The sequence below is a fragment of the Microbacterium sp. F51-2R genome (assembly GCF_052180235.1).
Lineage (GTDB): Bacteria > Actinomycetota > Actinomycetes > Actinomycetales > Microbacteriaceae > Microbacterium.
On record NZ_CP197470.1, the window covers coordinates 1,617,327 to 1,639,584 of the forward strand.

Annotated in this window: 21 protein-coding genes; 9 read left to right on the forward strand and 12 right to left on the reverse strand. The window is 70.7% G+C overall.

All coding sequences use genetic code 11. The annotated features are described in order from the left end of the window. Positions 1-235: 235 nt before the first annotated feature. The 3 genes from ACSBPH_RS07335 (at position 236) to pgi (ending at position 4,657) form a co-directional block, all read left to right on the forward strand. On the forward strand, positions 236-1,372 hold the full coding sequence (locus tag ACSBPH_RS07335; protein ID WP_442576930.1) for a helix-turn-helix transcriptional regulator: 1,137 nt from the start codon (positions 236-238) through the stop codon (positions 1,370-1,372). A gap of 521 nt (positions 1,373-1,893) precedes the next feature. Then, positions 1,894-2,811, forward strand: coding sequence for a phospholipase (locus ACSBPH_RS07340; RefSeq protein ID WP_442576931.1), 918 nt, complete (start codon positions 1,894-1,896; stop codon positions 2,809-2,811). A gap of 163 nt (positions 2,812-2,974) precedes the next feature. Then, positions 2,975-4,657 (forward strand): glucose-6-phosphate isomerase, encoded by a 1,683-nt coding sequence (pgi, locus tag ACSBPH_RS07345; protein ID WP_442576932.1) that lies wholly within the window; start codon positions 2,975-2,977, stop codon positions 4,655-4,657. Positions 4,658-4,808: 151 nt separating this feature from the next. On the opposite strand, the gene ACSBPH_RS07350 is transcribed toward pgi, so the two are convergent. Next, the gene (locus ACSBPH_RS07350) at positions 4,809-6,629 is read right to left on the reverse strand and encodes a DUF2207 domain-containing protein (protein WP_442576933.1); all 1,821 of its coding nucleotides are present in this window, start codon (positions 6,627-6,629) and stop codon (positions 4,809-4,811) included. A gap of 55 nt (positions 6,630-6,684) precedes the next feature. Between ACSBPH_RS07350 and ACSBPH_RS07355 the strand changes: the two genes are divergently transcribed. Continuing rightward, a complete protein-coding gene (locus ACSBPH_RS07355) occupies positions 6,685-7,131 on the forward strand; it encodes a MarR family winged helix-turn-helix transcriptional regulator (RefSeq protein WP_442576934.1) in 447 nt (148 codons plus the stop codon). 82 nt (positions 7,132-7,213) lie between these two features. Here the strand turns inward: ACSBPH_RS07355 and ACSBPH_RS07360 are convergent, their stop codons facing one another. The 6 genes from ACSBPH_RS07360 to ACSBPH_RS07385 all read right to left on the reverse strand — a co-directional run bounded on the left by ACSBPH_RS07360 (position 7,214) and on the right by ACSBPH_RS07385 (position 12,346). Beyond that, on the reverse strand, positions 7,214-7,948 hold the full coding sequence (locus tag ACSBPH_RS07360; RefSeq protein ID WP_442576935.1) for an ABC transporter permease: 735 nt from the start codon (positions 7,946-7,948) through the stop codon (positions 7,214-7,216). Further along, positions 7,945-8,742, reverse strand: coding sequence for an ABC transporter ATP-binding protein (locus tag ACSBPH_RS07365; protein WP_442576936.1), 798 nt, complete (start codon positions 8,740-8,742; stop codon positions 7,945-7,947). Before ACSBPH_RS07365 ends, ACSBPH_RS07360 begins: the two co-directional genes overlap by 4 nt. A 99-nt stretch (positions 8,743-8,841) precedes the next feature. Further along, on the reverse strand, positions 8,842-9,447 hold the full coding sequence (locus ACSBPH_RS07370) for a TetR/AcrR family transcriptional regulator (RefSeq protein ID WP_442576937.1): 606 nt from the start codon (positions 9,445-9,447) through the stop codon (positions 8,842-8,844). Between the two features lie 216 nt (positions 9,448-9,663). Next, entirely contained in the window at positions 9,664-10,119 is a 456-nt protein-coding gene (locus tag ACSBPH_RS07375; protein WP_442576938.1) for an Hsp20/alpha crystallin family protein, read from the reverse strand. Between the two features lie 157 nt (positions 10,120-10,276). Then, positions 10,277-11,836 (reverse strand): L-serine ammonia-lyase, iron-sulfur-dependent, subunit alpha, encoded by a 1,560-nt coding sequence (locus ACSBPH_RS07380; protein ID WP_442576939.1) that lies wholly within the window; start codon positions 11,834-11,836, stop codon positions 10,277-10,279. 144 nt (positions 11,837-11,980) lie between these two features. After that, positions 11,981-12,346 (reverse strand): VOC family protein, encoded by a 366-nt coding sequence (locus ACSBPH_RS07385; protein ID WP_442576940.1) that lies wholly within the window; start codon positions 12,344-12,346, stop codon positions 11,981-11,983. Positions 12,347-12,472: 126 nt separating this feature from the next. On the opposite strand from ACSBPH_RS07385, the gene ACSBPH_RS07390 reads away from it, so the two are divergent. The 3 genes from ACSBPH_RS07390 to ACSBPH_RS07400 all read left to right on the forward strand — a co-directional run bounded on the left by ACSBPH_RS07390 (position 12,473) and on the right by ACSBPH_RS07400 (position 14,899). After that, the gene (locus ACSBPH_RS07390; RefSeq protein ID WP_442576941.1) at positions 12,473-14,380 is read left to right on the forward strand and encodes an amylosucrase; all 1,908 of its coding nucleotides are present in this window, start codon (positions 12,473-12,475) and stop codon (positions 14,378-14,380) included. 79 nt (positions 14,381-14,459) lie between these two features. After that, entirely contained in the window at positions 14,460-14,618 is a 159-nt protein-coding gene (locus ACSBPH_RS07395) for a hypothetical protein (RefSeq protein ID WP_442576942.1), read from the forward strand. A gap of 113 nt (positions 14,619-14,731) precedes the next feature. After that, entirely contained in the window at positions 14,732-14,899 is a 168-nt protein-coding gene (locus ACSBPH_RS07400; RefSeq protein ID WP_442576943.1) for a hypothetical protein, read from the forward strand. 68 nt (positions 14,900-14,967) lie between these two features. On the opposite strand, the gene ACSBPH_RS07405 is transcribed toward ACSBPH_RS07400, so the two are convergent. Together ACSBPH_RS07405 and ACSBPH_RS07410 are read right to left on the reverse strand one after the other, a co-directional pair. Further along, positions 14,968-16,479 carry a glycosyltransferase family 39 protein gene (locus tag ACSBPH_RS07405; protein WP_442576944.1) on the reverse strand — a complete coding sequence of 504 codons (1,512 nt, stop codon included), beginning with the start codon at positions 16,477-16,479 and terminating at the stop codon, positions 14,968-14,970. A gap of 88 nt (positions 16,480-16,567) precedes the next feature. Then, positions 16,568-17,125, reverse strand: a complete 558-nt coding sequence (locus ACSBPH_RS07410; protein WP_442576945.1) for a DUF2127 domain-containing protein — start codon at positions 17,123-17,125, stop codon at positions 16,568-16,570. Between the two features lie 115 nt (positions 17,126-17,240). Here ACSBPH_RS07410 and ACSBPH_RS07415 point away from each other — a divergent pair, with 115 nt between their 5' ends. Then, a complete protein-coding gene (locus ACSBPH_RS07415) occupies positions 17,241-18,641 on the forward strand; it encodes an NAD(P)/FAD-dependent oxidoreductase (RefSeq protein WP_442576946.1) in 1,401 nt (466 codons plus the stop codon). Positions 18,642-18,680: 39 nt separating this feature from the next. Here the strand turns inward: ACSBPH_RS07415 and ACSBPH_RS07420 are convergent, their stop codons facing one another. Together ACSBPH_RS07420 and ACSBPH_RS07425 are read right to left on the reverse strand one after the other, a co-directional pair. Next, complete coding sequence (locus ACSBPH_RS07420; protein WP_442576947.1) at positions 18,681-19,082, reverse strand: ester cyclase; 402 nt, start codon at positions 19,080-19,082, stop codon at positions 18,681-18,683. A gap of 359 nt (positions 19,083-19,441) precedes the next feature. Continuing rightward, on the reverse strand, positions 19,442-19,969 hold the full coding sequence (locus tag ACSBPH_RS07425) for a DUF1269 domain-containing protein (RefSeq protein ID WP_442576948.1): 528 nt from the start codon (positions 19,967-19,969) through the stop codon (positions 19,442-19,444). 269 nt (positions 19,970-20,238) lie between these two features. Here ACSBPH_RS07425 and dinB point away from each other — a divergent pair, with 269 nt between their 5' ends. After that, a complete protein-coding gene (gene dinB, locus ACSBPH_RS07430) occupies positions 20,239-21,435 on the forward strand; it encodes a DNA polymerase IV (RefSeq protein WP_442576949.1) in 1,197 nt (398 codons plus the stop codon). Positions 21,436-21,503: 68 nt separating this feature from the next. Here the strand turns inward: dinB and ACSBPH_RS07435 are convergent, their stop codons facing one another. Then, positions 21,504-22,103 carry a GNAT family N-acetyltransferase gene (locus ACSBPH_RS07435; protein ID WP_442576950.1) on the reverse strand — a complete coding sequence of 200 codons (600 nt, stop codon included), beginning with the start codon at positions 22,101-22,103 and terminating at the stop codon, positions 21,504-21,506. Positions 22,104-22,258 lie beyond the last annotated feature (155 nt).

The following is a 22,258-nucleotide window of genomic DNA, read 5'->3' on the forward strand; positions in this document are numbered from 1 at the left end:
TCTGCCCGCAAGATCGTGACGGGTTCGGCTACGCCGCGGCGTCATCGGCGTGCACCCGCACGCCGTCGTCGTCCACCGACCCGGCGCGGTGATGGTCACGGCAACAGCGTCTCGATCTCAGCCGGAGTCCGGCCATCCCCGACCACGAGGGAATCTCCGCCCCTGAGATCTGGGTCGGTCGTCTCCCACAACTCTGGGATACCGCTGCCATCACGGCGGCTCCATACTGGTGCCCATGAGGAGCACCCTGGCGATCGACCGTGCACGCGGCGACCTCGACGTGCTCTCGCGGGCGGGCCTCGACCTGGAGGAGTTCGTCGCGGAGGCGGTCCAGACGGTCCAGCGCGCCGTGCCCTGGCAGGGGGCCTGCGTGGGGACGCACGATCCCGTCACGATGATGCTGACCAGCGGCCGCAAATTCGGCGACCTCGCCGACCACGACTCGCTGGACGGGCTCTTCTCGATCATCGAGTACGGCTCCGAAGAGCGCTCGACCTTCCAGGCGCTCGCAGCGTCGACGGAGCGCGCCATCGGCATGCACACGTCGATGCCCGACTACGTCGACCAGTCCGAGCGGCTCAACCGGCTGGTGCGCCCCCATTTCGGATACGCCGACGAAGCACGGCTGGCCTTCCGCGATCAGCTGGGCATGTGGGGCGGCATGGCCCTCTTCCGCGCCGCCGACGACCCGTGGTTCGACGAGGACGAGATCGCGTTCCTCGCCTCCCTCTCGGACGCGATGGCGCGCGGCGTCCGCGCCGGCATGCTCACGCGCCTGGCCGACCCTCGACTGCCCGACGCCGAGGCTTCGGGACCGGCGGTCATCATCGTCGATGCCGACGACGAGGTGACGCATATCAGCCTCGGCGCCGAGGAGCGGCTCGCGCAGCTCAAGGCGTTCGAGCACTCGACCGACCCCCTCGGCACCGTCTTCGCATTGGTCACGGCTGCGCGGAGGATGCGACGGAGTGAGACGGATGCCGCGCTCCCCCACGCCCGTCTGCGCACTGCATCGGGGGTGTGGCTCGTGGTGCACGCTGCCCCGCTCGCGACGCGCGACGGCATCAGCGGCCAGGTCGTGGTCACGATCGAGCAGGCTCGGCCTCCCGAGATCATCGAGCTCGTCGTCGCGGCGTTCGGGCTCACCGCGCGCGAACGCGACGTCACGCGACTCGTCCTGCAGGGCGTGGAGACGAAGCAGATCGCCGAGACCATGCACGTGTCGACCTACACGGTGCAGGACCACCTCAAGTCGGTCTTCGACAAGGCGGGCGTGCGCAGCCGTCGCGAGCTCATCTCGCGGGTGTACTTCGACCAGTACGTGCCGCGCCTGGGCAGCGCGCTCGGGCCCTCAGGCTGGTTCTCGGGCTGAGGGCAGCCCCGGCTGGGATTTCCGGACGGTGTGATGCGGAGATCGGTGCTGGGCGCACGCGGCGGGGCGGCCGCGGCATCCGTCAACCTGAGTGTCAGCTATGCGTGAGCCAATAATCACAAAAAGGTAACGCGAAGGTCTTCCCTTCCGTTACCTCGCCGTTATAGAGTGCAAGCACGGTAGTTGTTTTGCTGTGGCAGCTATCGCATGTGATTGCAGGACACTCTTGGTGCAAGGGACAAGGGCCGGTCGGAAGCCTCTCCGACCGGCCCTTACTCTGTCGCCCGACTCCTCTCACCCGGGGCCGCGAGCCGCAGCCACCCGCGCGCCTCACGCGTCGGCAGGCCTGAACGAAAACGGCCTCTGGATCAGCCGTTTTTCGTCGGCCGCTCCCACTGACCTCCCAGGGAAGCCTGAGGGATCGTCCAGAAAGGCCCCGCAGACTCGGACCTTCGTGCCCCACCCGAGGGGCGCCGCCGTCGCGCCTCGACGGCGTGCCACACCGAAGGACCTCCCGCCCAATGCTCTTCATTCGTCGTGCGCTTCGCGCTGCCCATCTCCCTCGCCGCAACCTCGCCACCACCGCTCTCGCCGTCGGCACCATCGTCGGCGCCGTCGCGGTCACCGGACTGACGGCGGCTTCGGCGTCGGCGTACGCAGGCTCGGGCTCGTCCTTGGCCGCGATGGCCGCGGCCACGACGCCGGCGACGCTGACCACCTCGCGCGCCGAGTCGCTCCACGACATCTCCGACCAGGCGGCCAGCACCCTCGCCGCGGCGCGCACCGCTGTGACGGCGGCCTCGAAGGTCGCGACCGACGTCGCCTCGTCGGGACTCGACGTCGGCAAGACGACGAGCGTCGACACCTCCGACCTCACCGACCACATCGACCGCCTGTCGTCGATGAGCGTCCTGCCGCTCCTCCTCCTCCCCGGCATCGCCGAAGAGACCGCCGCCGAGACGGGCAAGGTCACCGCGCAAGTCGCAACCCTCCGCGTCAGCCTCGAGGCGGCGCAGCAGAAGAAGGCCGCCGAAGAGGCAGCGGCAGCCGCAGCCGCGGCCGCAGCCGCCGAAGCGCAGCGTCAGGCCGAGGCAGCCGCCGCTGCCGCAGCGGCGCAGGCCGCGGCCAACACACCCGACGGCGCGAAGGCCGTCGCCCGGCAGATGGCCGCCGACCAGTACGGCTGGGGCGGCGACCAGTTCTCGTGCCTCGAGAAGCTCTGGAACCGCGAGTCCAGCTGGAACTACCAGGCCTACAACTCCGGCAGCGGTGCGACCGGCATCCCCCAGTCGCTCCCCGGCAGCAAGATGGCCAGCGCCGGCGCCGACTGGCAGACCAACGCCGCCACCCAGATCCGCTGGGGCCTCGGCTACATCGCGGGCTCGTACGGCACGCCGTGCGCCGCGTGGGGTCACTCGAACGCGACCGGCTGGTATTGAGCGGTCGGATGCCTCGGCCCGCGCGCGACGCGGGCCCGAGGCATCCGTCGCCTGACTCGACCCGACCGCGCACCCGCACCGGCGCGCGTCATCCGTCGCCGCGCTCGCCCCGCGTGCGAAACACACGGGGCCACAACCCCCGCGCCGCGCTAGCGTGGGACGCGTGAGTGCTCCCATCGATGCCACCGCCACTTCCGCCTGGGCCGAGCTCGACGCCCTCCGAGACGGCTTCGAGCCCGACCTCCGGGGCTGGTTCGCGAACGACGCCGACCGCGTCGCCAAGCTGAGCCTTCCGCTGGCCGACCTGCACGTCGACCTGTCGAAGAACCTCGTGACCGACGAGGTGCTCTCGGCCCTCGTGCGCCTCGCCGAGCAGACCGGCGTCGCCGAGCGCTACGACGAGATGCTGCGCGGCGTGCACATCAACACGACCGAAGACCGCGCGGTGCTGCACACCGCGCTCCGCCGTCCGCCGGGCGCGGAGCCCGCCCTCACCGTCGACGGGCAGGATGTCGATCACGACGTGCAGGCCGTGCTCGACGCGATGGACGCCTTCGCCGAGAAGGTGCGTTCGGGCCAGTGGCGCGGCGTCACGGGCAAGAAGGTCGAGACGGTCGTCAACATCGGCATCGGCGGCTCCGACCTCGGCCCGTACATGATCTTCGAGGCGCTCAAGCCCTACGCCGACGCGGGGATCACGGCGCGCTTCGTCTCCAACATCGACCCCGCCGACATCGCGATGAAGACGGCCGGCCTCGACCCCGAGACGACGCTGTTCATCGTCGCGTCCAAGACCTTCACGACCCTCGAGACGCTCACGAACGCACGGCTCGCCCGCGATTGGCTGTGGGCCGGGCTCGAGGCATCCGGAGCCATCTCCTCCTCCGACGACGACCGCAAGAACGCCGTCGCCCATCACTTCGTCGCCGTGTCGACGGCCCTCGACAAGGTCGAGGCGTTCGGCATCGATCCCGCGAACGCGTTCGGCTTCTGGGACTGGGTCGGCGGCCGCTACTCCGTCGACTCGGCGATCGGCCTCTCGCTGGTCATCACGCTCGGCCCCGACGCGTTCCGCGAGCTTCTCGCGGGGTTCCACGCCGTCGACGAGCACGTCGCGCAGACGCCGCTCGCCCGCAACGTCCCCGTGCTCATGGGGCTCCTGAACGTCTGGTACTCGAACTTCCTGGGCGCGCAGACCCACGCCGTGCTGCCCTACGCGCAGCAGCTGCACCGCTTCGCCGCCTACCTGCAGCAGCTGACGATGGAGTCCAACGGCAAGTCCGTGCGCTGGGACGGGTCGCCCGTCACGACCACGACGGGCGAGGTCTTCTGGGGCGAGCCGGGCACGAACGGCCAGCACGCGTTCTACCAGCTCATCCACCAGGGGACGCGCCTGATCCCCGCCGACTTCATCGCGTTCGTCAACCCCGCCTTCCCGCTGGAATCCGACGGGCGCGACGTGCACAGCCTGTTCCTGGCGAACTTCCTCGCGCAGACGAAGGCGCTCGCGTTCGGCAAGACGGCCGAGGAGGTCGAGGCCGAGGGCACGACCGGCCCCCTCGTCGCCGCGCGGACCTTCCCCGGAAACCGCCCCACGACGTCGATCTTCGCGCCGGCGCTCACGCCGCGCGTGCTCGGCGAGCTCATCGCGCTGTACGAGCACATCACCTTCACGCAGGGTGTGATCTGGGGCATCAACTCGTTCGATCAGTGGGGCGTGGAGCTCGGCAAGCAGCTCGCGCTGCAGATCGCGCCGGCTCTCGAGGGCGATGCATCGGCCGTGCAGGCTCAGGATGCCTCGACCCGCGCGCTCCTCGAGTACTACACGGAGCACCGCAAGGCGTAGTCGCGGGCGCGGGTGCCCTCGCCGCGCATCCGTCGCCATCGGCGTCGACTTGCCAGTCGTTGTGGCAAGTCGGCGCCGAATTGCGCGAACGAGGGGCAACTCGCGTCAGCGCGAGCGCAGGATGGCGCGAGCCGGTTCAGACCGGCGCGGGTCAGACCCCGCCGCCGCCTCCACCGCCTCCACCGCCGCCGGCGGATCCACCCCCGCCCGAACCTCCCGACGAGGACGACGACGACGCGCTCGTCGAGAGCGACCCGATGCCGGCCGAGAACGCGGCCGCGTTGAAGCTTCCGCTCGACCCGGAGTACCAGCCCGGTGAATTGCCCTCGCCGTAGAGCACGGCCAGCTCCTTGGCCCACTGCTTCTCCTGGCCGAACACGACGGCGTAGGGCAGCAGCGTCTCGTAGAGCTTGAGCATCTCGCTACGGTTCGTCGTGTCGATCGGCACGCGCTCGGCTCCCCGCGGCGACTGCAGCATGCGGATGCGGTCGGCCTCGGCCCACTCGATGAAGACCTTGAGGCCCGCGAGGTGGTCGCGCACCTCCGCTCCGAGCGCGGTCAGCGGCTTGTGCGAGAGGAGCGCGATCACGACGAACTCGGCCGCGAAGGCGCCGATGATGAGGAGGATCGGCACCCACGCGTCGACCGCGGCATCCAGCGCCGCCATGCCGCACAGGAAGACCGCGGCACCCGCGAGCGTCGTCACGATGATCGGCCACGCCCGCGTCCAGCCCGGCACCTTGCGCCGCAGGCCCCGGCGGTCGAGTTCGCTGCTGGCCGCCTTCAGGATCTTCTGCGCCGCCGCCGAGAAGCTCTTGTCGGTCTGCCCGAACTCGTACTCGTCGCCGATCATGAGGCCCGGGAAGAGCCCGTCGAGCAGCATGCGACCGTCGCCGTCCGCCCGCGCGGGGTCGACGAGCTGCGCCTTGAGCCGCGCGCCGCCGAACCAGCGCTTCGCGCCCTCGACGATCCGAATGCTTCCGACCACGGCCTGCTCGAGCACTTCGGCCGGGATCGCCTTGCTGCTGCGGCCGAGCAGCACGGCGCTCTCGAGGGCGTCGATGTGGGCGGGCGGGGTGTATTCGGCGATGATCGTCGGCCTGCCGGGCTCGTCGCGCAGGCGGCGCGAACGCGTCACGGCGGCCCATACGACGCCGGCGACCACGCCCAGGGCCGCGACCAGCTGCAGCCAGCCCCACGGCGAGGCGAAGTACGAGGAGTCGAACGGCGTGAAGGTGCCGGGCTCGAACCCGACCGCGACCGTCATCGTCTGGTACGAGCCCACGTCGCTCGTCTGCGCGAAGACGTCGGCCCCGGCATCCGTCCCCGGGCGAACCTCGATGGAGCACGTGTCGGTGGCGCCCTGATAGCCGTGGTAGCACGCGACGCCGCCCGTGAGGGCCGCGGCGAGCGCGGGATCGAGGTGCAGGGTCGCCGTGATGCGCCCGAAGGGCTGGCTCCAGTCGACGCCGTTGACGTCCCAGTAGAACTCGTCGGCGTGCGTGTCTTCGAACGCGCCGATGACGTTCTCGAGCGTGTAGGTGAAGACGTAGGTCTGCGCGCCGTGCACGTACCCGTCGGCGCGCGACGTCATGGAGTAGGCACCCTCCTCGTCGGCGACCTCCTGCTCGCGCGCGGCCCCGTCGCCGTCGGTGATCGAGACGAGTTGCGGATGCAGCGGCACGCCCTGATAGGAGTCGGGGATCGTGCGGCGCATCCCGCGGTTCTGGTCGAACTCGGGGAACTGCGCGACGAACCGTTCCACGACCTCGAGCCGGCTCGTGCCGTCTTCGGCGCGCGTGAGGGTGTAGTCGACGTCGAGGCTCGAGAACGTGAAGTCGTCGACACCCGCCGAGACGACCGCCGCGGCCGCCTGCTCGCCGGCGGTGACCGAGAGGCCGCTCCACGCGGCGAGGGCGAGAACGGATGCCGCGACCACCGCGGCGGCGGCACGCCTGAGGAACCTCGCCATGGGCACAGCCTACGACCCGTGCCCGGGTGGCCGCGTTCGCCGTAGTCTGTTGCACATGACCGACCGGCGACTCGCGATCGACGCGTGGGAGAGCCTGTTCCGTGCCCAGCACGAGGTCTTCGGCGACATCAACGACGACTTCGATCCGAAGACCCTCTCGCAGGCCGAATACGACGTGCTCCTCACGGTGACCCGCGGCGAGGGCATGACCGCGCGCTTGCGCGACGTGACCGCCAACATGCTCATCAGCCAGCCCAGCGTCTCGCGGCTCGTCGACCGTATGGTCGCGCGCGGGCTCATCTCGAAGTGCCCCGACCCCGAAGACGGTCGCGGGGCGCTCGTGCGGGCGACGGATGCCGGGGCCGCGGCGTTCCGGCGGATCGCCTCGCTCCACGGCAGGGCCATCGCCGACCGCATGTCGGTGCTCGACGACGCCGAGCTCGCGCAGCTGCGCGAGCTCACGGCGAAGCTGCGCAAGCCGCGCCCCGAAGAGGCCTGCTGACCCCTGCGGCGTCCAGCGCCTGGTGGGCGCCTACCGTTCCCGACGCCTGCGGCGTCGGGCGCCTGCCGTGTGCGCTCGGCGCCTACGGTGTCCGGCGCCGCAGCGTGAGCGACGCGAGGATCAGCGAGCCGACGAGGAACGCGAGCACGACGAGCAGCGGACCGTAGACGTCCCACCCCTCGTCTCCGTTCGTCACGGCGTTGATCGCGTCGATCGCATAGCTCAGCGGCAGGAACTTGCTGATCGTGTAGAGCGCCTCGGGCATCTGATCGCGCGGCATGAACAGCCCGCCGAGCAGGATCTGCGGGAAGACGATGAGCGGCATGAACTGCACGGCCTGGAACTCCGTCCGCGCGAAGGCGCTCGCGAGAAGGCCCAGCGCCATGCCCAGCACGGCGTCGGCGACCGCGACGAGCCCGAGCTGCCACGCGGGTCCCTCCGGGCTGAGTCCGCAGACGATCACCGCGAACGACACGGTGACGACCGCCTGGAGCACCGCCATGAACCCGAAGGCGAGGGCGTAGCCGGCGATGAAGTCCGCCTTGCCGAGGGGAGTCGTCATGAGCCGCTCGAGCGTTCCCGAGCGCCGTTCCCGCAGCGTCGTGATCGACGTGATGAGGAACATGATGATGAAGGGGAACAGCGCGAGGATCGGCGGGCCGTAGATGTCGAACACGCCCTCCTGGTCGCTGAAGAGCCACGCGAACAGGCCGACGAGCAGGCTCGGGGCGATGAGCATGAGCGCGATCGACCGAGGGTCGTGGCTCAGCTGGCGAAGCACGCGTCCCGCCGTGGCCAGCGTGCGCACGCCGCTCACTCCTCCTCCTCCCGTCGCGCTTCACGCCGGGTGCGCGGATGGTGCTCGGCCGCGGCATCCTTCTCCACGAGCCGGAGGAACGCGGCATCCGGATCCGTCTCACCGGTCTCTGCAAGAAGGCCGGACGGCGTCGTGTCGGCGATGATGCGGCCCGCGCGCATGAGCACGATGCGGTCGCACCGCAGCGCCTCGTCCATCACATGGCTGCTGACGACGATCGTGGCACCGGCATCCGACAGCCGGCGGAAGATGCTCCACAGCTCCGCTCGCAGCAGCGGATCGAGACCGACCGTGGGCTCGTCGAGCACGAGCAGCTCGGGGCTTCCGAGCATCGCGACCGCGAGCGACACGCGGCTCTCCTGACCGCCGCTGAGCGAATCGACCGTCTGGCGCGCGTTCTCGCGCAGGCCGACCTGGTCGATGACGCGGTCGACATCGGCCCGCGAGGCGCCCACGATCCGTGCGAAGTACGTCAGGTTCTGCGTGATCGTGATGTCGCCGTACACCGATGCGGCCTGCGTGTCATAGCTCACGCGGTGACGCTGCAGATGCGTGCCCGCCGGCTCGCCGAGCACCGCGACGCTGCCGCCGGCGACCTTCTGCACGCCGACGATCGAGCGCATGAGCGTCGTCTTGCCGCAGCCCGACGGTCCCATGAGGCCCGTGATCTGTCCGCGTGGGATGTCGAGATCGAGGCTCTGGAACACCTCGGTCTTGCCGCGCCGCACGTGCAGTCCGCGCACCTCGACGGCATTGCCGGTGGCGTGGACGGCGCCGGCCGGGCGGTCAGCCACGGTGGTCGCTCTCGTTCGGCGGGAGCGCGCAATTCATCATGTGATGAATTGTGCGCGTGGCGCGATCCTCCGTCAAGGGATGCGCCGGCATCAGGGCCGTCAGCCCGTGAGGTAGCGCTGGACGTTCGGCGCGATGCGATCGACGAGTTCGTCGACGGATGCCGCGGCCACCGCGGGCAGCTTCAGCACATGCCGCGCGATCAGGATGCCGGCGACCTGCGACGCGACGAGGCTCGCGCGCAGCTCGGCGTCGGTCGCGTCGAGCTCGGCCGCGATGCGCCCGATCAGCTCGCGAGAGAGGAAGCCCGCGACCAGGGGCGTCGAGAAGCGGTTGCCCAGCGCCGAGCGCAGCAGCACGACGCCGCGCTTTTGCACCTCGGGCCGCTCCCACGCCTGGAGGATGTAGCGCACGAGGTTCTCGCCGAGCGTGTCGCGCGGCCCGGCGAGGATCGCCGGCACGTCGACATCCGGACGCATGGGCGCCCCGATCGCCTCGGCGAAGAGGTCGGCCTTCGTGCCGAAGTAGTGGTGCACGAGGGCGGAGTCCACCCCCGCCCGGCCCGCGATCCCGCGGATCGTCGCGCCGTCGTACCCCTCCTCGCCGAACTCGTCGACGGCGGCCGCGAGGATCCGCTCGCGCGCCCCGGATTCCCCGCCGCGCGGGCGCCCGCGGCGACGCGGCGTCGGCACGGCGTACTCAGGCATGGCGTCAGCCTACGTCGGCGCGCGGCATCCGGAGCGGGCCGCCCGGGTGGCGCGCACCGCCCGCGCGTGCTCCCGATCTCCCTCGGCCGGGAAGGGCCCGACGCGGCCCGGGCCCGGGCACGGGAACGACGACAGCCCCGGGCCGAAAGGCCCGGGGCTGTCGGGGGTGAGGACGCGCGGGAGCGCGGAGGCGGACCCCCGCGACCCGCGATCAGATCACTGCTCGACCGGCTGCGGCTCGTCGCGGTTCTCGTGCGCCGTGATCGTCGGCTGCTCCGCGTCGGAGGTGACCTCGATCTTGCGGGGCTTGGCCTTCTCGCTCACGGGGATCATGACGCTGAGCACGCCGTTGGTGTAGTTCGCCGTGATGCGCTCGGTGTCGATGCCCTGCCCGAGGTTGAGCTGGCGGAGGAAGCTCGCCGCCTCGCGCTCACGCGTGATCCACTTGACGCCGTCGCCGGTCGCGAGCGTGCGCTCGGCGCGGATCGTGAGCAGCTGCCCGTCGACGTCGATGTCGACTGAGCCCGGATCGATGCCGGGCATGTCGGCGGTCAGCACATAGTGGTCGCCGTCGCGGTAGAGGTCCATCGGCATGCGGCGGGGTCCGCGGCGCGTGTCGAGAAGGCTCGAAGCGAGGCGGTCGAGTTCGCGGAACGGGTCGTACTGGGCCATTGTTCTCTCCTTCTGGATCGGATATTCGGTTGGTCGTTGAAGTTGAGTCGTCGCGGCTCAACTACCCTCAGATTAGCACTCGGCCCCAGAGAGTGCCAACGCTTCGCGCACGGCGAACACCCCCGTGCGAGACGGCGCCGAAAGCGGCGACCCCTCGTCAGCACTCGATGACGTTGACTGCGAGGCCGCCTTCGCTCGTCTCCTTGTACTTGTGCGACATGTCGATCCCGGTCTGCCGCATCGTCTCGACGACGGCGTCGAGCGAGACGTAGTGCGACCCGTCACCGCGCAGCGCGAGGCGCGCGGCCGTCACCGCCGTCGAGGCCGCGATCGCGTTGCGTTCGATGCACGGGATCTGCACGAGCCCACCGACCGGGTCGCACGTGAGGCCGAGGTGATGCTCCATTGCGATCTCGGCCGCGTTCTCGATCTGGCGGTTCGTGCCGCCCATCACCGCGGTCAGGCCGCCGGCCGCCATCGCGCACGCCGACCCGACCTCGGCCTGGCACCCGCCCTCGGCCCCCGAGATCGAGGCGTTCGCCTTGGAGAGAGACCCCAGCGCGGTCGCGGTGAGCAGAAAGCGACGGATGCCTCGGCGGCGGTTCGCCTCGGCGACGGCCTCCTCGTCGAGCGCGGGGTCGCCGGGCACCGACTCGGCATCGCGCACCGCGTCGTCCGGCAGCGCTGCACCGGCCACCAGGGCCGCCCCCGGCCCCCGCCGCGGCGACGCCGCGAACCCCAGCAGCGCGCTCCCGACGAGCTCGCCGTGCGGCGTGACGGCGTTGCCGACGCCGAGGCCGGAGTCGGCGAGGAAGCGCCACCAGTACATCGCCACGGCCGGGAGGATGCCCGCCGCGCCGTTGGTCGGCGCGGTCACGACGCGTCCGCCCGACGCGTTCTCTTCGTTGACGGCCAGGGCGAAGGCGCCGAGCCACTCCCCGGGAAGCTCGCGGTGTCCGGCGGCCTCGGCATCCTCCAGCTGCTCGCGAATGGCGGCGGCACGGCGCTTGACCCGCAGCATGCCCGGAAGCTCGCCGTCGGCGGCGAGCCCAGCCTCGATGCACGATGCCATCGCATCCCAGATCTCGTCGAGCCCCGCCGCGACCTCCGCTTCGCTGCGCAACGCCTCCTCGTTGCGGCGCGCGGCCTCGGCGATCGTGAGCCCGTGCTCGGCGCACAGCGCGAGCAGCTCCTCGGCCGTGTCGAAGGCGAAGGGGAACGACCGGGCAGCGACGCGCACCTCCTCGCCGTCGCGCCGGATGAAGCCTCCGCCGATCGAGTAGTAGGTCTCTTCGGCGAGCGCGCCGCCGTCGGCGTCGAAGGCGACGAGTGTCATGGCATTCGGATGCCCCGGCAGCCGTGTCCGCGGCGCGAAGCCGATGTCGTCCTTCGAGAACCCGACCTCGTGCGAGCCGGCGAGGAGCAGCGTGCCGCCGGGCCAGTCGCTCCAGGCGCGCCGAACGGCATCGGGCGAGACCGTCGCGGGGTCTTCACCGCGCAGACCCGCGACGACCGCGTCGGGAGTGCCGTGGCCGATTCCGGTCGCACCGAGGGAGCCGTAGAGGGTGCAGGCGACGCGGGCGGTGCGGGGCATCACGCCCGCCTCTCGCAGCCGCGTGGCGAAGTCGCGGGCGGCCCGCATGGGGCCGACCGTGTGGGAGCTCGAGGGTCCTACACCGATGGAGAACAGCTCGAACGCCGAAACGTAAGCGCTCATCCGGCCCAGTTTACTGACCGATCGTTCAGCCGGGCGGCCACACGAAAGCGGGCCGGGCCGGCCGCCGCGCATCGAGCAGGCCGGGCCGGCCGCCGCGAATCCGGCGGGTCCGGCCACGCGACCGCCCGGCCGGCCCGACACCGGTCAGCGCGGCTGGAAGGCGATGAGCCCGAGCAGGTTGCCCTCGGAGTCTCGGATGAACGCCTGCCACTCCTCGTGGTCGGCCGGTCCGAGGACGTCGTCCTCATGCGTGAAGATCAGGTGCGGACGCGTCACGACGTGGATGTCGGCACCCAGGCGCTCGATGGCTTCGTGCACGTTGTCGACGCGCAGGTAGATCAGCGACGAGGGCGCATTGCGATCGAGCAGCAGCCGCACGCCGTCGAGGTCGAAGAAGAGGAGCCCCGGCGGGTCGAACAGGGCCGTCGGCTCGGCATCGAGCAGGAGGCGATAGAACGCCGCCGCACGTTCGAGGTCTTCGGCGTGCTGGGCGATCTGGACGAGTTGCATGACACCTCCGGACGAACGGACGCGCACCCGCCGGTCGGCGGCGTGCGGGCGGCGAGCGCGGGCGGCGAGCGCGGGCGGCGCCACGCCGGCCGCCGCTCACGCTAGCATCGCGGGCACGGAGGTGACATGACCGTACTGGCTGACGACGTCTCGATCGATCGGGAGGTCGCACGCACCCGCGCCGAGCAGGCGGCAGGCCCGTTCGACGCCGCTTTCGCACGCCGGTTCGAGGAGCACTTCCCGACCCTTCATGGGCTGTTCCGCACGCTGTACGGCGAGCGCGCCGACGGGAGCGAGGCGCTCGCCGAGGTGGTGGCGCTGGCCGCGGCATCCTGGCACTCCCGCCCGCTCGAGCTGCGCGCACGCGACGATCTGCGCGAATCCGAACCGGCATGGTTCGAGGCGCCGCAGATGCTCGGCGGCGTCTGCTACGTCGACCGCTACGCGGGCGGGCTCGCGGGCATCCGCGCGCAGATCCCGTACTTCCAGGACCTCGGCCTCACCTATCTGCACCTCATGCCGCTCTTCGAGAGCCCCGAGGGCAACAGCGACGGCGGTTATGCCGTCTCGAGCTACCGCCGCGTGAACCCCGCGCTCGGGACGATGGAAGAGCTCGCCGCGCTCGCCGCCGACATGCGCCTCGCGGGCATCTCGCTCGTGGTGGACTTCATCTTCAACCACACCAGCAACGAGCACGAGTGGGCGCGCAAGGCCGTGGCCGCCGAGCCGGGTTACGAGGACTTCTACCTGATCTTCCCCGACCGCACGATGCCCGACGCCTACGAGCGGACGGTCCGCGAGATCTTCCCCGACGACCACCCCGGCGCGTTCGTGCAGCTCGAAGACGGCCGGTGGATCTGGGCGACGTTCTACCACTTCCAGTGGGATCTCAACTACGCCAATCCCGCCGTCTTCCGCGCGATGGCCGGTGAGATGCTCTTCCTCGGGAACCAGGGCGTCGAGATCCTGCGGATGGATGCCGTGGCCTTCATCTGGAAGCGCCTGGGCACCGCCTGCGAATCCCTCCCCGAGGCGCACCTCCTCCTGCGGGCGTTCAACGCCGTGCTGCGGATGGCCGCGCCGGGACTGCTCTTCAAGTCGGAGGCGATCGTCCACCCCGACGAGGTCGTGCAGTACATCTCACCCGCCGAGTGCCAGCTGTCGTACAACCCGCTGCAGATGGCGCTGACATGGGAGGCGCTCGCGACGCGCGACGCACGACTGCTGCAGAAGGCGCTCGACGAGCGGCACGCGCTGCCTGAAGGCACGGCGTGGGTCAACTACGTCCGCAGCCACGACGACATCGGATGGACGTTCGCCGACGAGGATGCCGCGGCCCTCGGCATCGACGCCTACAGCCACCGGCGCTTCCTCAACGACTTCTACGTCGGACGCGTCCCGGGAACCTTCGCGCGAGGCGTGCCCTTCCAGGAGAACCCGAAGACGGGCGACGCCCGCGTCACGGGCACGACGGCGTCACTGGCGGGCATCGAAGCCGGCGACGACGGCGGGGAAGACCGCGTCATCCTCGCCCACGCCCTCGCCCTGTCGACGGGCGGCATCCCCCTCCTCTATCTCGGCGACGAGGTCGCGCAGCTCAACGACTACTCCTACGCCGACGACCCCGATACCGCGGGCGACAGCCGCTGGGTGCATCGCCCGCGGCGTCCTGCGCGGGCGTACGAGCAGAGAACGGATGCCTCGACCCCCGCCGGCCGCGTCTTCTCGAGGCTGACGCAGCTCATCGACGTCCGTCGCGGCACTGCGGAGTTCGCCGGCAACGAGCTCATCCCGTTCCACACTCCGCACGCGTCGGTCGTCGGCTACCAGCGGCCGGGGCGCGACGCGGCGGCCGACCGCGTGCTCGTGCTCGCGAACGTCGCCGACGAGCCGGTGCAGATCGATGCACTGACCCTCTCGGGGCTCGGGGCAGAGGCATCCGATCTCCTCAACGGAGCGCCCCGCGATCTGCGTGAGGGACTCACCCTCGCGGCCCACGGATTCGTCTGGCTGCGCGTGACACCACTGCCGTGATCCGCTCGGCGCGTCTTGCATAAGAGCGCCGCGCGTTCAAGGGGTTTCGCCCGCCTCGCGGTCGTGGGAAAGTCGGTGCATGACCGCACTCGCTGTGATTCTGCTCATCGTCGGCGTCGTCCTCCTCCTCTTCGGGCTCTTCGTCGAGGCCGCCAAGTTCCTGCTATGGATCGGGATCGTCATCCTGGTCGTGGCGATCATCATCGGCCTCCTCCGCTACATCAGGCGAGGCGCCTGACGGCTCGCTCTGCGGCGAGGGGGTCCTGCGGACTCCCTCGCCGTTTGCGTACCATGGGAGAGACGGCGGCGGCGCATGAGGCGCCGGCAACCGCCCGCTCCCGGAGGTGACGGATGCTGTTCATCGTTTACGCGATCCTGCTGGTCGGTGGCATGGTCGTGATGGGCATCTCGTTCTCGCTGCCTGAGCTCCAGGCCCTCGTGTACATCATCGGCCTGCTCATGGCCGTGAGCGCTATCGGGGTGCCGATCGCCGCCGGCTCCAACGAGCACCGCCGGTAGCGCCTCGACGCACCAGCCGTCGTTCCGCGCCTCGGCGCCCGCCGCGCCGGCGGCAGCACCCGTCGGCGCTACGGCCGCGTGAAGAGCAGCACCGTGGTGCTGTGCAGCTGCACCTCGTCGGTCTGCTGGTAGCCCAGCGCCTCGAGGTCGGCGATGCCGTACGAATTCGGCTCGCCCTTGGTCATGTACTCCACGACCCATACTCGGTCTACGCCGGTGAAGCGGCCGAGCTCGGCGGCCTCGGCGACCGAGTAGTCGGACGAATGCCACGACGAGCTGTCGCTGTACGGGGTCTTGAGGGTCGCATCGGTCAGGCCCCGGAACGCGTCGGGGTCGGTGTCGAGCGCCAGCCGCGGACGCCGGGACGGCCGCACGGAGTCGTCGAACACGATGGCGTCGCCCGGGCGCGCGTGCGCGTCGATCGTGGCGGCGATCTCGTTCCAGTCGGACTTGTTCTTCGCGAACGGCTCGCGCTGCCCCGCCCACACGGGGACGGCGAGGGCGACCGTGGCGGCGACGACGAGCGCCGCTGCCCACCGGTTGCGCGCGAGCTCGCGGACGCCGCACGCCATGAGGATCGCCGCCGCCGGGGCCGAGAATGTGCCGTAGCGCGGCGTGTAGATCGCCGTGATCGGGCCGACCGCGATCAGGAGTCCCATGGGAAGGATCAGCCAGAGGACCGCGAGGATCTCGAGGCTGCCGCCGACCCGGCGACGGCCGCGCCTGGCGAGGCCGACGATCGCGATGACGATGAGCGCCCACGCGATGATCGCGAACGGAAGAGCGCCGAACCACATCCCCACGAGCACCGTCGTCGGCGTGACGCGGTCGCGGTGTTCGAGGAAGGCGATCTGCTGGCGCTGCATGAGCGCCAGGACGATCACGGGTGAGGCCGCGACGATGGCGATGCCCGACGCGATCGCCCAGCGGCGCAGTTGCGAGCGGCTCCGCGGGTCGAGGGCGAGCACGACGCCGACGACGGCGATCATGAGCCCCAGGTACAGGAAGGTGTAGATGCCGGCGGCCAGCACGACGCCGTACGCGATCCACCAGCGGCGGGACGGGGCATCCTGTCTCATGATCTCGACGACCACGACGCACAGGAGCGCGGCGATCGCCGCATCGAACGCGTACGCCCGCGCCTCCTCCCCCGCGTAGGTCATGCGGGGCAGGATCGCCACGAACAGTCCCGCGACCGCGGCGAAGCGCAGCGATCCGAAGCGTCCGCACAGCCAGGTGACGGCCCCCGCAGCCACGCCGACGGCGACAGCCGACGGGAAGCGCACCGTGAACGGCTCCGCACCGAACACCCCGACCCATCCCTGCAGGAAGAAGTAGTACGCCCCGTGCACGGCATCGACGTGGGCGAGCATCGCCACGAGCGACTCCGGCGGCCGCAGCGCCGACAGGACGCTCGCCGCCTCGTCGCCCCACAGCGACGGGATCCACGAGCCCGCGACGCTCACGGCGGTCGCGAACAGGCCGACGAGCACCGCGGTCCACGCCAGCGGCCGGAGCGCGCCGACGGGTCGCGGCGACCTCAGCGGTGCCTGGAGCACCCGTTCTGCGACAGCCGTCATGACTCCAGTGTGAGCGCCCATCCTCAGAGGGCTCTCAGAAAACCTCCGGGGCCGCCTGCGGCACGCGGGAGGATTTCCGGATGCCTCGTCACGGCCTGGGCGCCGAACGCCGGAACACCCAGTCCACCGTGGTGCGCATCGTCTCGCGGAGGGTTCGCCCGTGCCGCCACTCGCGCCACGTCAGTGCGATGATCACGGCGTCGAAGAGGGTGAGGACGAGCACGAAGACGCTCGGCGCGACCACCAGTTCGTAGACCTGGTAGACGAGGAAGAGCGTCAGCGCACCGATCGCCCAGGGGTAGATGCGGCGCGAGCCGAGGAGGAGCGCTGCCACGATCGCGAGCTTCACGACCCCGTGCAGCAGCAGATAGAGCGCGAGGAACGTCGCGGAGGCCGGATCGAGGCTGCCGGCCCCGGCCAACAGCAGGTTCGCAAGAAGGTCGTGCGGATCCTGCGCGAGCTCATGCGCGGTCAGCGACCGCGCCACGTCCTGCAGCTGCACGGGAGAGAGGAAGAGCAGTGCGACGCCCGCGACCAGCTCGAAGGCCCCGTCGATCCCTTTGAACAGCACGCCGAGCAGGAAGACGAGGTCGAGCACGCGTTCCCGCGTCGCGCTCGCCGGCCGCCGAGCCGAGTCGTGCTGCATGGCGCCACGCTAGACCCGCGGAGCCGTCCGGCGCCCGCGCGGTTGGTGTGATCTGCCCTAAACTCGCCGCAATCCTCGAGCGACCGCCGCCGAGGCATCCGGAAGGCCGCCCGCCATGCAGACCGTCTTCGAGCGACGCGCCCCGCGGCCGAGCGTCGTGGCGCATTCCCTCGCCACGACGAGGCAGAGCGTGTTCTGGCTCGACGATGTCGCCCGGCCGCGGCATCCGTCCCTCACGGGATCGCATGCCGCCGACCTGGTGGTCGTCGGTGCCGGCTACACCGGCCTGTGGACGGCGCTGCGCGCGAAGGAACGCGACCCGGGGCGCACGGTCGTCGTCCTCGACGCGGGACGCGTCGGCTGGGCCGCGTCGGGACGCAACGGCGGCTTCTGCGAGGCGAGCCTCACGCACGGCCAAGAGAACGGCCTCCGCCGCTGGCCCGAAGAGCTCGCGGCGCTCGACGCGCTCGGGCGCCGGAACCTCGACGAGATCGGCGAGACCGTCCAGCGGTACGGCATGGACGCCGAGTTCGAACGCACCGGCACGCTCTCCGTCGCCGTCGAGCCGCATCAGGTCGAGTGGCTGGCAGAAGAGGAGGGATTCCTGGATGCCGCGGCCACCCGCGCGCTCGTCGACTCCCCCACGTATCTGGCCGGCGCGTGGGAGCGCGACGAGACGGCGCTCGTCCACCCCGCCAAGCTCGCGATGGAGCTCGCCCGCGTCGCCGTGAGCCTCGGCGTCGAGATCTTCGAGCACTCGCGGGTGACCCGTCTCGAAGACGGCGGCGAGGGGGCTGTGGTCGTCCGGACGGCTGCCGGATCGGTGCGGGCAGGCAGCGTCGCCCTCGCGACGAACGTCTTCCCGTCGCTGCTCGCGCGCACGCGGCTTCTGACCGTGCCCGTCTACGACTACGTCCTGATGACCGAGCCGCTCACGGCCTCGCAGCGCGCCGCCATCGGCTGGGCGGAGCGGCAGGGGATCGCCGATCTCGCCAATCAGTTCCACTATTACCGCCAGACCGCAGACGGCCGGATCCTCTTCGGAGGCTACGACGCGGTGTACCACCCCGGCGGCCGCATCCGGGCGCGATACGAGGACCGCCCCGAGTCGTTCGCGCGGCTCGCGAGCCACTTCTTCACGACCTTCCCGCAGCTGGAGGGGCTGCGCTTCACCCACAAGTGGGCCGGTGCGATCGACACGTGCTCGCGCTTCTGCGCGTTCTACGGGCGCGCACGCAAGGGCCGGGTCGCGTACGCCGCGGGCTTCACGGGCCTCGGGGTCGGGGCATCCCGATTCGGGGCCGACGTCATGCTCGACCTGCTCTCGGGAGAGAAGACCGAGCGCACCGAGCTGAGGATGGTGCGCGAGACCCCCATCCCCTTCCCGCCGGAGCCGGCCGCCTCGATCGGGGTCGCGCTCATGAAGACCGCGATGGACCGGGCCGATCACCGCGAGGGGCGGCGCGGGCTGTTCCTGAAGACCATGGACGCCATCGGGATGGGCTTCGACTCTTAGGACCCGGCGGCCGGTGCGCGGTGCGGGGGGCGGCGCGGCCTAGAGCGCCGCGCCCTGCAGCTGGGCCATCAGCTCGAACTCGAAGCTCGCGCCCGAGAACTCCGTGATGCGTCCGGCAGTCACCCGGTACATCCCGAACTCTGCGATGTTGGCGTGGCGGCGCGTGGCGGCGATGCCACGGAAGGCGCCGACGTGAGTACCGCTTCCCCGCAGATGCGCGGCGATGCGGTCGTCCTCGATGACGAGCTGGATGCGACGCCAACGCCAGTCCGGGAAAGCGCGGAAGCGATCATCGACGTCCGAGATCCAGGCATCCGCTCCTCCGGGAAGATGCGACCGGCGCACCGCGGGGTCGACGAACGACCGGATCGCGTCGAGATCGTGGCGGTTGCAGGCGTCGAGGTAGTCCTCGAACCACGCGCGCATCTCCCAGGACTCCACCTCCTCATTATCCGAGGCGATCAGGAACCGAGCCGCGTCGCGGCCCCCGCCCTGGGGGCGGCGAGGCTCGGCGTGCGCCCGGGATGCGCGCCTCGATGAAGGGCATCACCCGGGCTCTGTGGTCCGCACCAGGCCGCAGTCGACGCACGACCATGCCACGAGGAACCGTTCGTCGTCGAGGATCTCGAATCTGAGCGGCTCGCCGCACGTCGGGCAGTGTCGCAGGTCGACGGCGCGTGGGCTCACACCCCCCAGCCTAGGAACCCGCAGGCGACCGAGGCGCTTCGGCGCGGCATCCGAAATCCCCAGATCCCGCGCCGCGATCCGCGACGCGGGATCTCCCCGAACGGTTGACGACCTCAGGAGTTGATCTGCTCCACGATGTCGTCGGCCGACTTCGCGATGGCCTGCTGCAGCTTCTCGTAGTCATCGGCGTCGATCGCCTGGGTGATGCGCTTGTCGGCGCGATCGAGCGCCTTCTCGACCCGGTCTGCCCACTTGTCGTCCACGACGGCCACGACCGCGGAGGTTCCGGGTGCGAGGTAGTCGTCGAGGTCGTCCGAGAGCTTCTTCTCCTCGCGCCCCTTCTTGATCTTGCCGAGGATCGCACCGATACCCGCGCCGACGGCCGTGGCAGCCAGAAGCGGCGGGGCGAAGAGCCCGACGACGACGCCTGCACCGGCACCCCAGGCCGCACCGTGGCCGACCGACTTGTCGCCGTGCTCCTTGACCTCGACCTTGCCGTTCTTGTCTCGCACGAGCACGACGGCACCGATGACCTCGTACCCGCCGGAGTCCTGCCCGTTGCGCAGCGCCTTGTAGTCGTGCGACGCCGCCTCGGTGTCGTCGTACGAGCCGACCACCAGCGCGAGGTTCTTCGTGCTCATTGCGTTCTCCTTCGATTCCTGTCCCGTGCGGCCCCTGCGGCACTCGAAGGGTGCACGTGCGGCCCGATGTGTGATCCGCCGGACGTTCGCGGTCCACGCGAACCCCCGAACGGTGCGATTCTCTCCACCCTCCGGGGCGCGCGACAGAGTGGTCACCCGCGGCGGGTGAAAGCACGCCCGGTGTGTGTCGGGTGCGTGCAGACGCGGCCGATCCATGTCGGTGGTGCGTGCGAGGATCCTGAGGATCCGGGGGCCGAGGGGAGGGCGCGATGCGGAGCGAGGCCACCGTGCTGCACGCCGATCTCGACTCGTTCTACGCGTCCGTCGAGCAGCGGGATGCGCCTGAGCTCCGCGGCCGGCCGGTCATCGTCGGGGGCGGCGTCGTGCTGGCGGCGAGCTACGAGGCGAAGGCCTTCGGCGTGCGCACCGCGATGGGGGGGCGGCAGGCCCGTGACCTCTGCCCGCACGCCGTCGTCGTCCCGCCGCGGATGGCCGCATACTCGGCCGCCAGCAAGGACGTCTTCGCCATCTTCCGCGACACCACGCCGCTGGTCGAAGGGATCTCGATCGACGAGGCGTTCCTCGAGGTCGGCGGTCTCAGGCGCATCGCCGGCACCCCCGAGCAGATCGCCGTGCGCCTGCGCGAACGCGTCCGCGCCGAGGTGGGCCTGGCCATCTCGGTCGGCGTCGCCCGTACGAAGTTCCTCGCCAAGGTCGCGAGCGCCGTGAGCAAGCCCGACGGCCTCCTCATCGTCGAACCGGAGCGGGAGCAGGAGTTCCTCCTCCCCCTTCCCGTCGAACGGCTGTGGGGCGTCGGCGCCGTCACCGCCGCGAAACTGCACGGCCTCGGCATCCACACCGTCGGAGAACTGGCCGAACTCGAAGAAGCGACCACCGAGAGGCTGCTCGGAAAGGCGACAGGGGCTCATCTGCACGCCCTCGCGCGGCTGCGCGACCCGCGTCCTGTCGACAGCACCCGCCGCCGCGGATCGATCGGGTCGCAGCGAGCGCTGGGCAACCGGCCGCGGACGGCCGAGGAGCTCGACGTCATCCTCACGCAGATCGTCGACCGGCTCGCACGGCGCCTCCGGGACCACGACCGGGTGTGCCGCACGGTGGTGCTGCGGCTCCGCTACGGCGACTACGCCAAGGCCACTCGGTCGCGCACGCTGCGGTTCGCAACACGGCGCACGGCGGTCGTGCTGTCGCTCGCGCAGGCCCTCCTCGCCGCCGCCATGCCCGACATCGAGGAGCGCGGCATCACCCTCATCGGCGTCTCGCTCTCCCAACTGGGGACGGCCGAGAGCGCCCCACCCGAGCTGCCCCTCGACTGGGACGACGGGGCACGCCTCGATACGGTTCTGGATGCCGTGCGCGACCGCTTCGGCACCGAGGCCGTCGCCCGGGCGGTCCACCTCGGGCGCGATGCCGGCTGGTCGACGCCGGTCCTTCCGGAGCACGAGTGAGCTGCCGCTGACCCAGCGGTGCCGGTGGCCTCTCGGCCTTGGGTGTCTCAGGCTGCGGGCTCGGTGGGTCAGGGCGCCGGCGGGACGGTGATCCGCATGACGGTCTTGCTCGTGCCGATGTGCCGCTCGAAGGTGAACCCGGCCTTCTCGAACATCGCCCGTGTGCCGTTGTGCAGGAACGACGACGACGTCCGCTTGCCGGGGACGAGCTCGTTGGGGAACGAGACGACCTCGCCGCCTCCCGCCCGCGCGATCAGCCCGAGCGCTCCGTCGAGGGCTTCGCGGGCCACGCCCGAGCGGCGGTGATCGCGGTCGACGAAGAAGCACGTGATGCGCCATGGCGCGGGATGGGCCTCACCCGCGTCGTACTGCTTGCGGTGATAGATGCCCGGGAGCTCGGCCGGGCTGCCGTACTCGCACCACGCGATCGCATCGTCGCCGTCGAAGACGAGGGCGGCGTGCGCGACCCCCTCGTCCACGAGCCGCTTCTTGAACGTCGCACGGTCGTACTCGCTCTTGACCGTCTGCTCGGTGTCGCCGTGGAAGTACGAGCAGTAGCACCCGCCCCATACGCCGTTGTGCTTCTCGGCGAGGGCGAGCCATGCCGGGAACGTCTCGGGTGTGAGCGGCTTGATCACATGCGACGTCGCCCCGCGCTCTTCGGCCATCACCGACTCCTCGCCTCGTTCGGGCAAGTCTGCCCAACTCCTCCGACGCCGACAAGGTCGACCCCGCCGACCCGCCCGCCGGCGCCGCGCCCGGCACAGCGTCGGCGATCGCCACCGCGTCGGAGCGAGGCATCCGTTCTCCCCCCGCGAATCGG

Coding starts and splice junctions, on each gene's coding strand:
- ACSBPH_RS07335 (WP_442576930.1), top strand. CDS start 236: ATGAGGAGCACCCTGGCGATCGACCGTGCACGCGGCGACCTCGACGTG.
- ACSBPH_RS07340 (WP_442576931.1), top strand. CDS start 1,894: ATGCTCTTCATTCGTCGTGCGCTTCGCGCTGCCCATCTCCCTCGCCGC.
- ACSBPH_RS07350 (WP_442576933.1), bottom strand. CDS start 6,629: ATGGCGAGGTTCCTCAGGCGTGCCGCCGCCGCGGTGGTCGCGGCATCC.
- ACSBPH_RS07355 (WP_442576934.1), top strand. CDS start 6,685: ATGACCGACCGGCGACTCGCGATCGACGCGTGGGAGAGCCTGTTCCGT.
- ACSBPH_RS07370 (WP_442576937.1), bottom strand. CDS start 9,447: ATGCCTGAGTACGCCGTGCCGACGCCGCGTCGCCGCGGGCGCCCGCGC.
- ACSBPH_RS07375 (WP_442576938.1), bottom strand. CDS start 10,119: ATGGCCCAGTACGACCCGTTCCGCGAACTCGACCGCCTCGCTTCGAGC.
- ACSBPH_RS07380 (WP_442576939.1), bottom strand. CDS start 11,836: ATGAGCGCTTACGTTTCGGCGTTCGAGCTGTTCTCCATCGGTGTAGGA.
- ACSBPH_RS07385 (WP_442576940.1), bottom strand. CDS start 12,346: ATGCAACTCGTCCAGATCGCCCAGCACGCCGAAGACCTCGAACGTGCG.
- ACSBPH_RS07390 (WP_442576941.1), top strand. CDS start 12,473: ATGACCGTACTGGCTGACGACGTCTCGATCGATCGGGAGGTCGCACGC.
- ACSBPH_RS07395 (WP_442576942.1), top strand. CDS start 14,460: ATGACCGCACTCGCTGTGATTCTGCTCATCGTCGGCGTCGTCCTCCTC.
- ACSBPH_RS07400 (WP_442576943.1), top strand. CDS start 14,732: ATGCTGTTCATCGTTTACGCGATCCTGCTGGTCGGTGGCATGGTCGTG.
- ACSBPH_RS07405 (WP_442576944.1), bottom strand. CDS start 16,479: ATGACGGCTGTCGCAGAACGGGTGCTCCAGGCACCGCTGAGGTCGCCG.
- ACSBPH_RS07410 (WP_442576945.1), bottom strand. CDS start 17,125: ATGCAGCACGACTCGGCTCGGCGGCCGGCGAGCGCGACGCGGGAACGC.
- ACSBPH_RS07415 (WP_442576946.1), top strand. CDS start 17,241: ATGCAGACCGTCTTCGAGCGACGCGCCCCGCGGCCGAGCGTCGTGGCG.
- ACSBPH_RS07425 (WP_442576948.1), bottom strand. CDS start 19,969: ATGAGCACGAAGAACCTCGCGCTGGTGGTCGGCTCGTACGACGACACC.
- dinB (WP_442576949.1), top strand. CDS start 20,239: ATGCGGAGCGAGGCCACCGTGCTGCACGCCGATCTCGACTCGTTCTAC.
- ACSBPH_RS07435 (WP_442576950.1), bottom strand. CDS start 22,103: ATGGCCGAAGAGCGCGGGGCGACGTCGCATGTGATCAAGCCGCTCACA.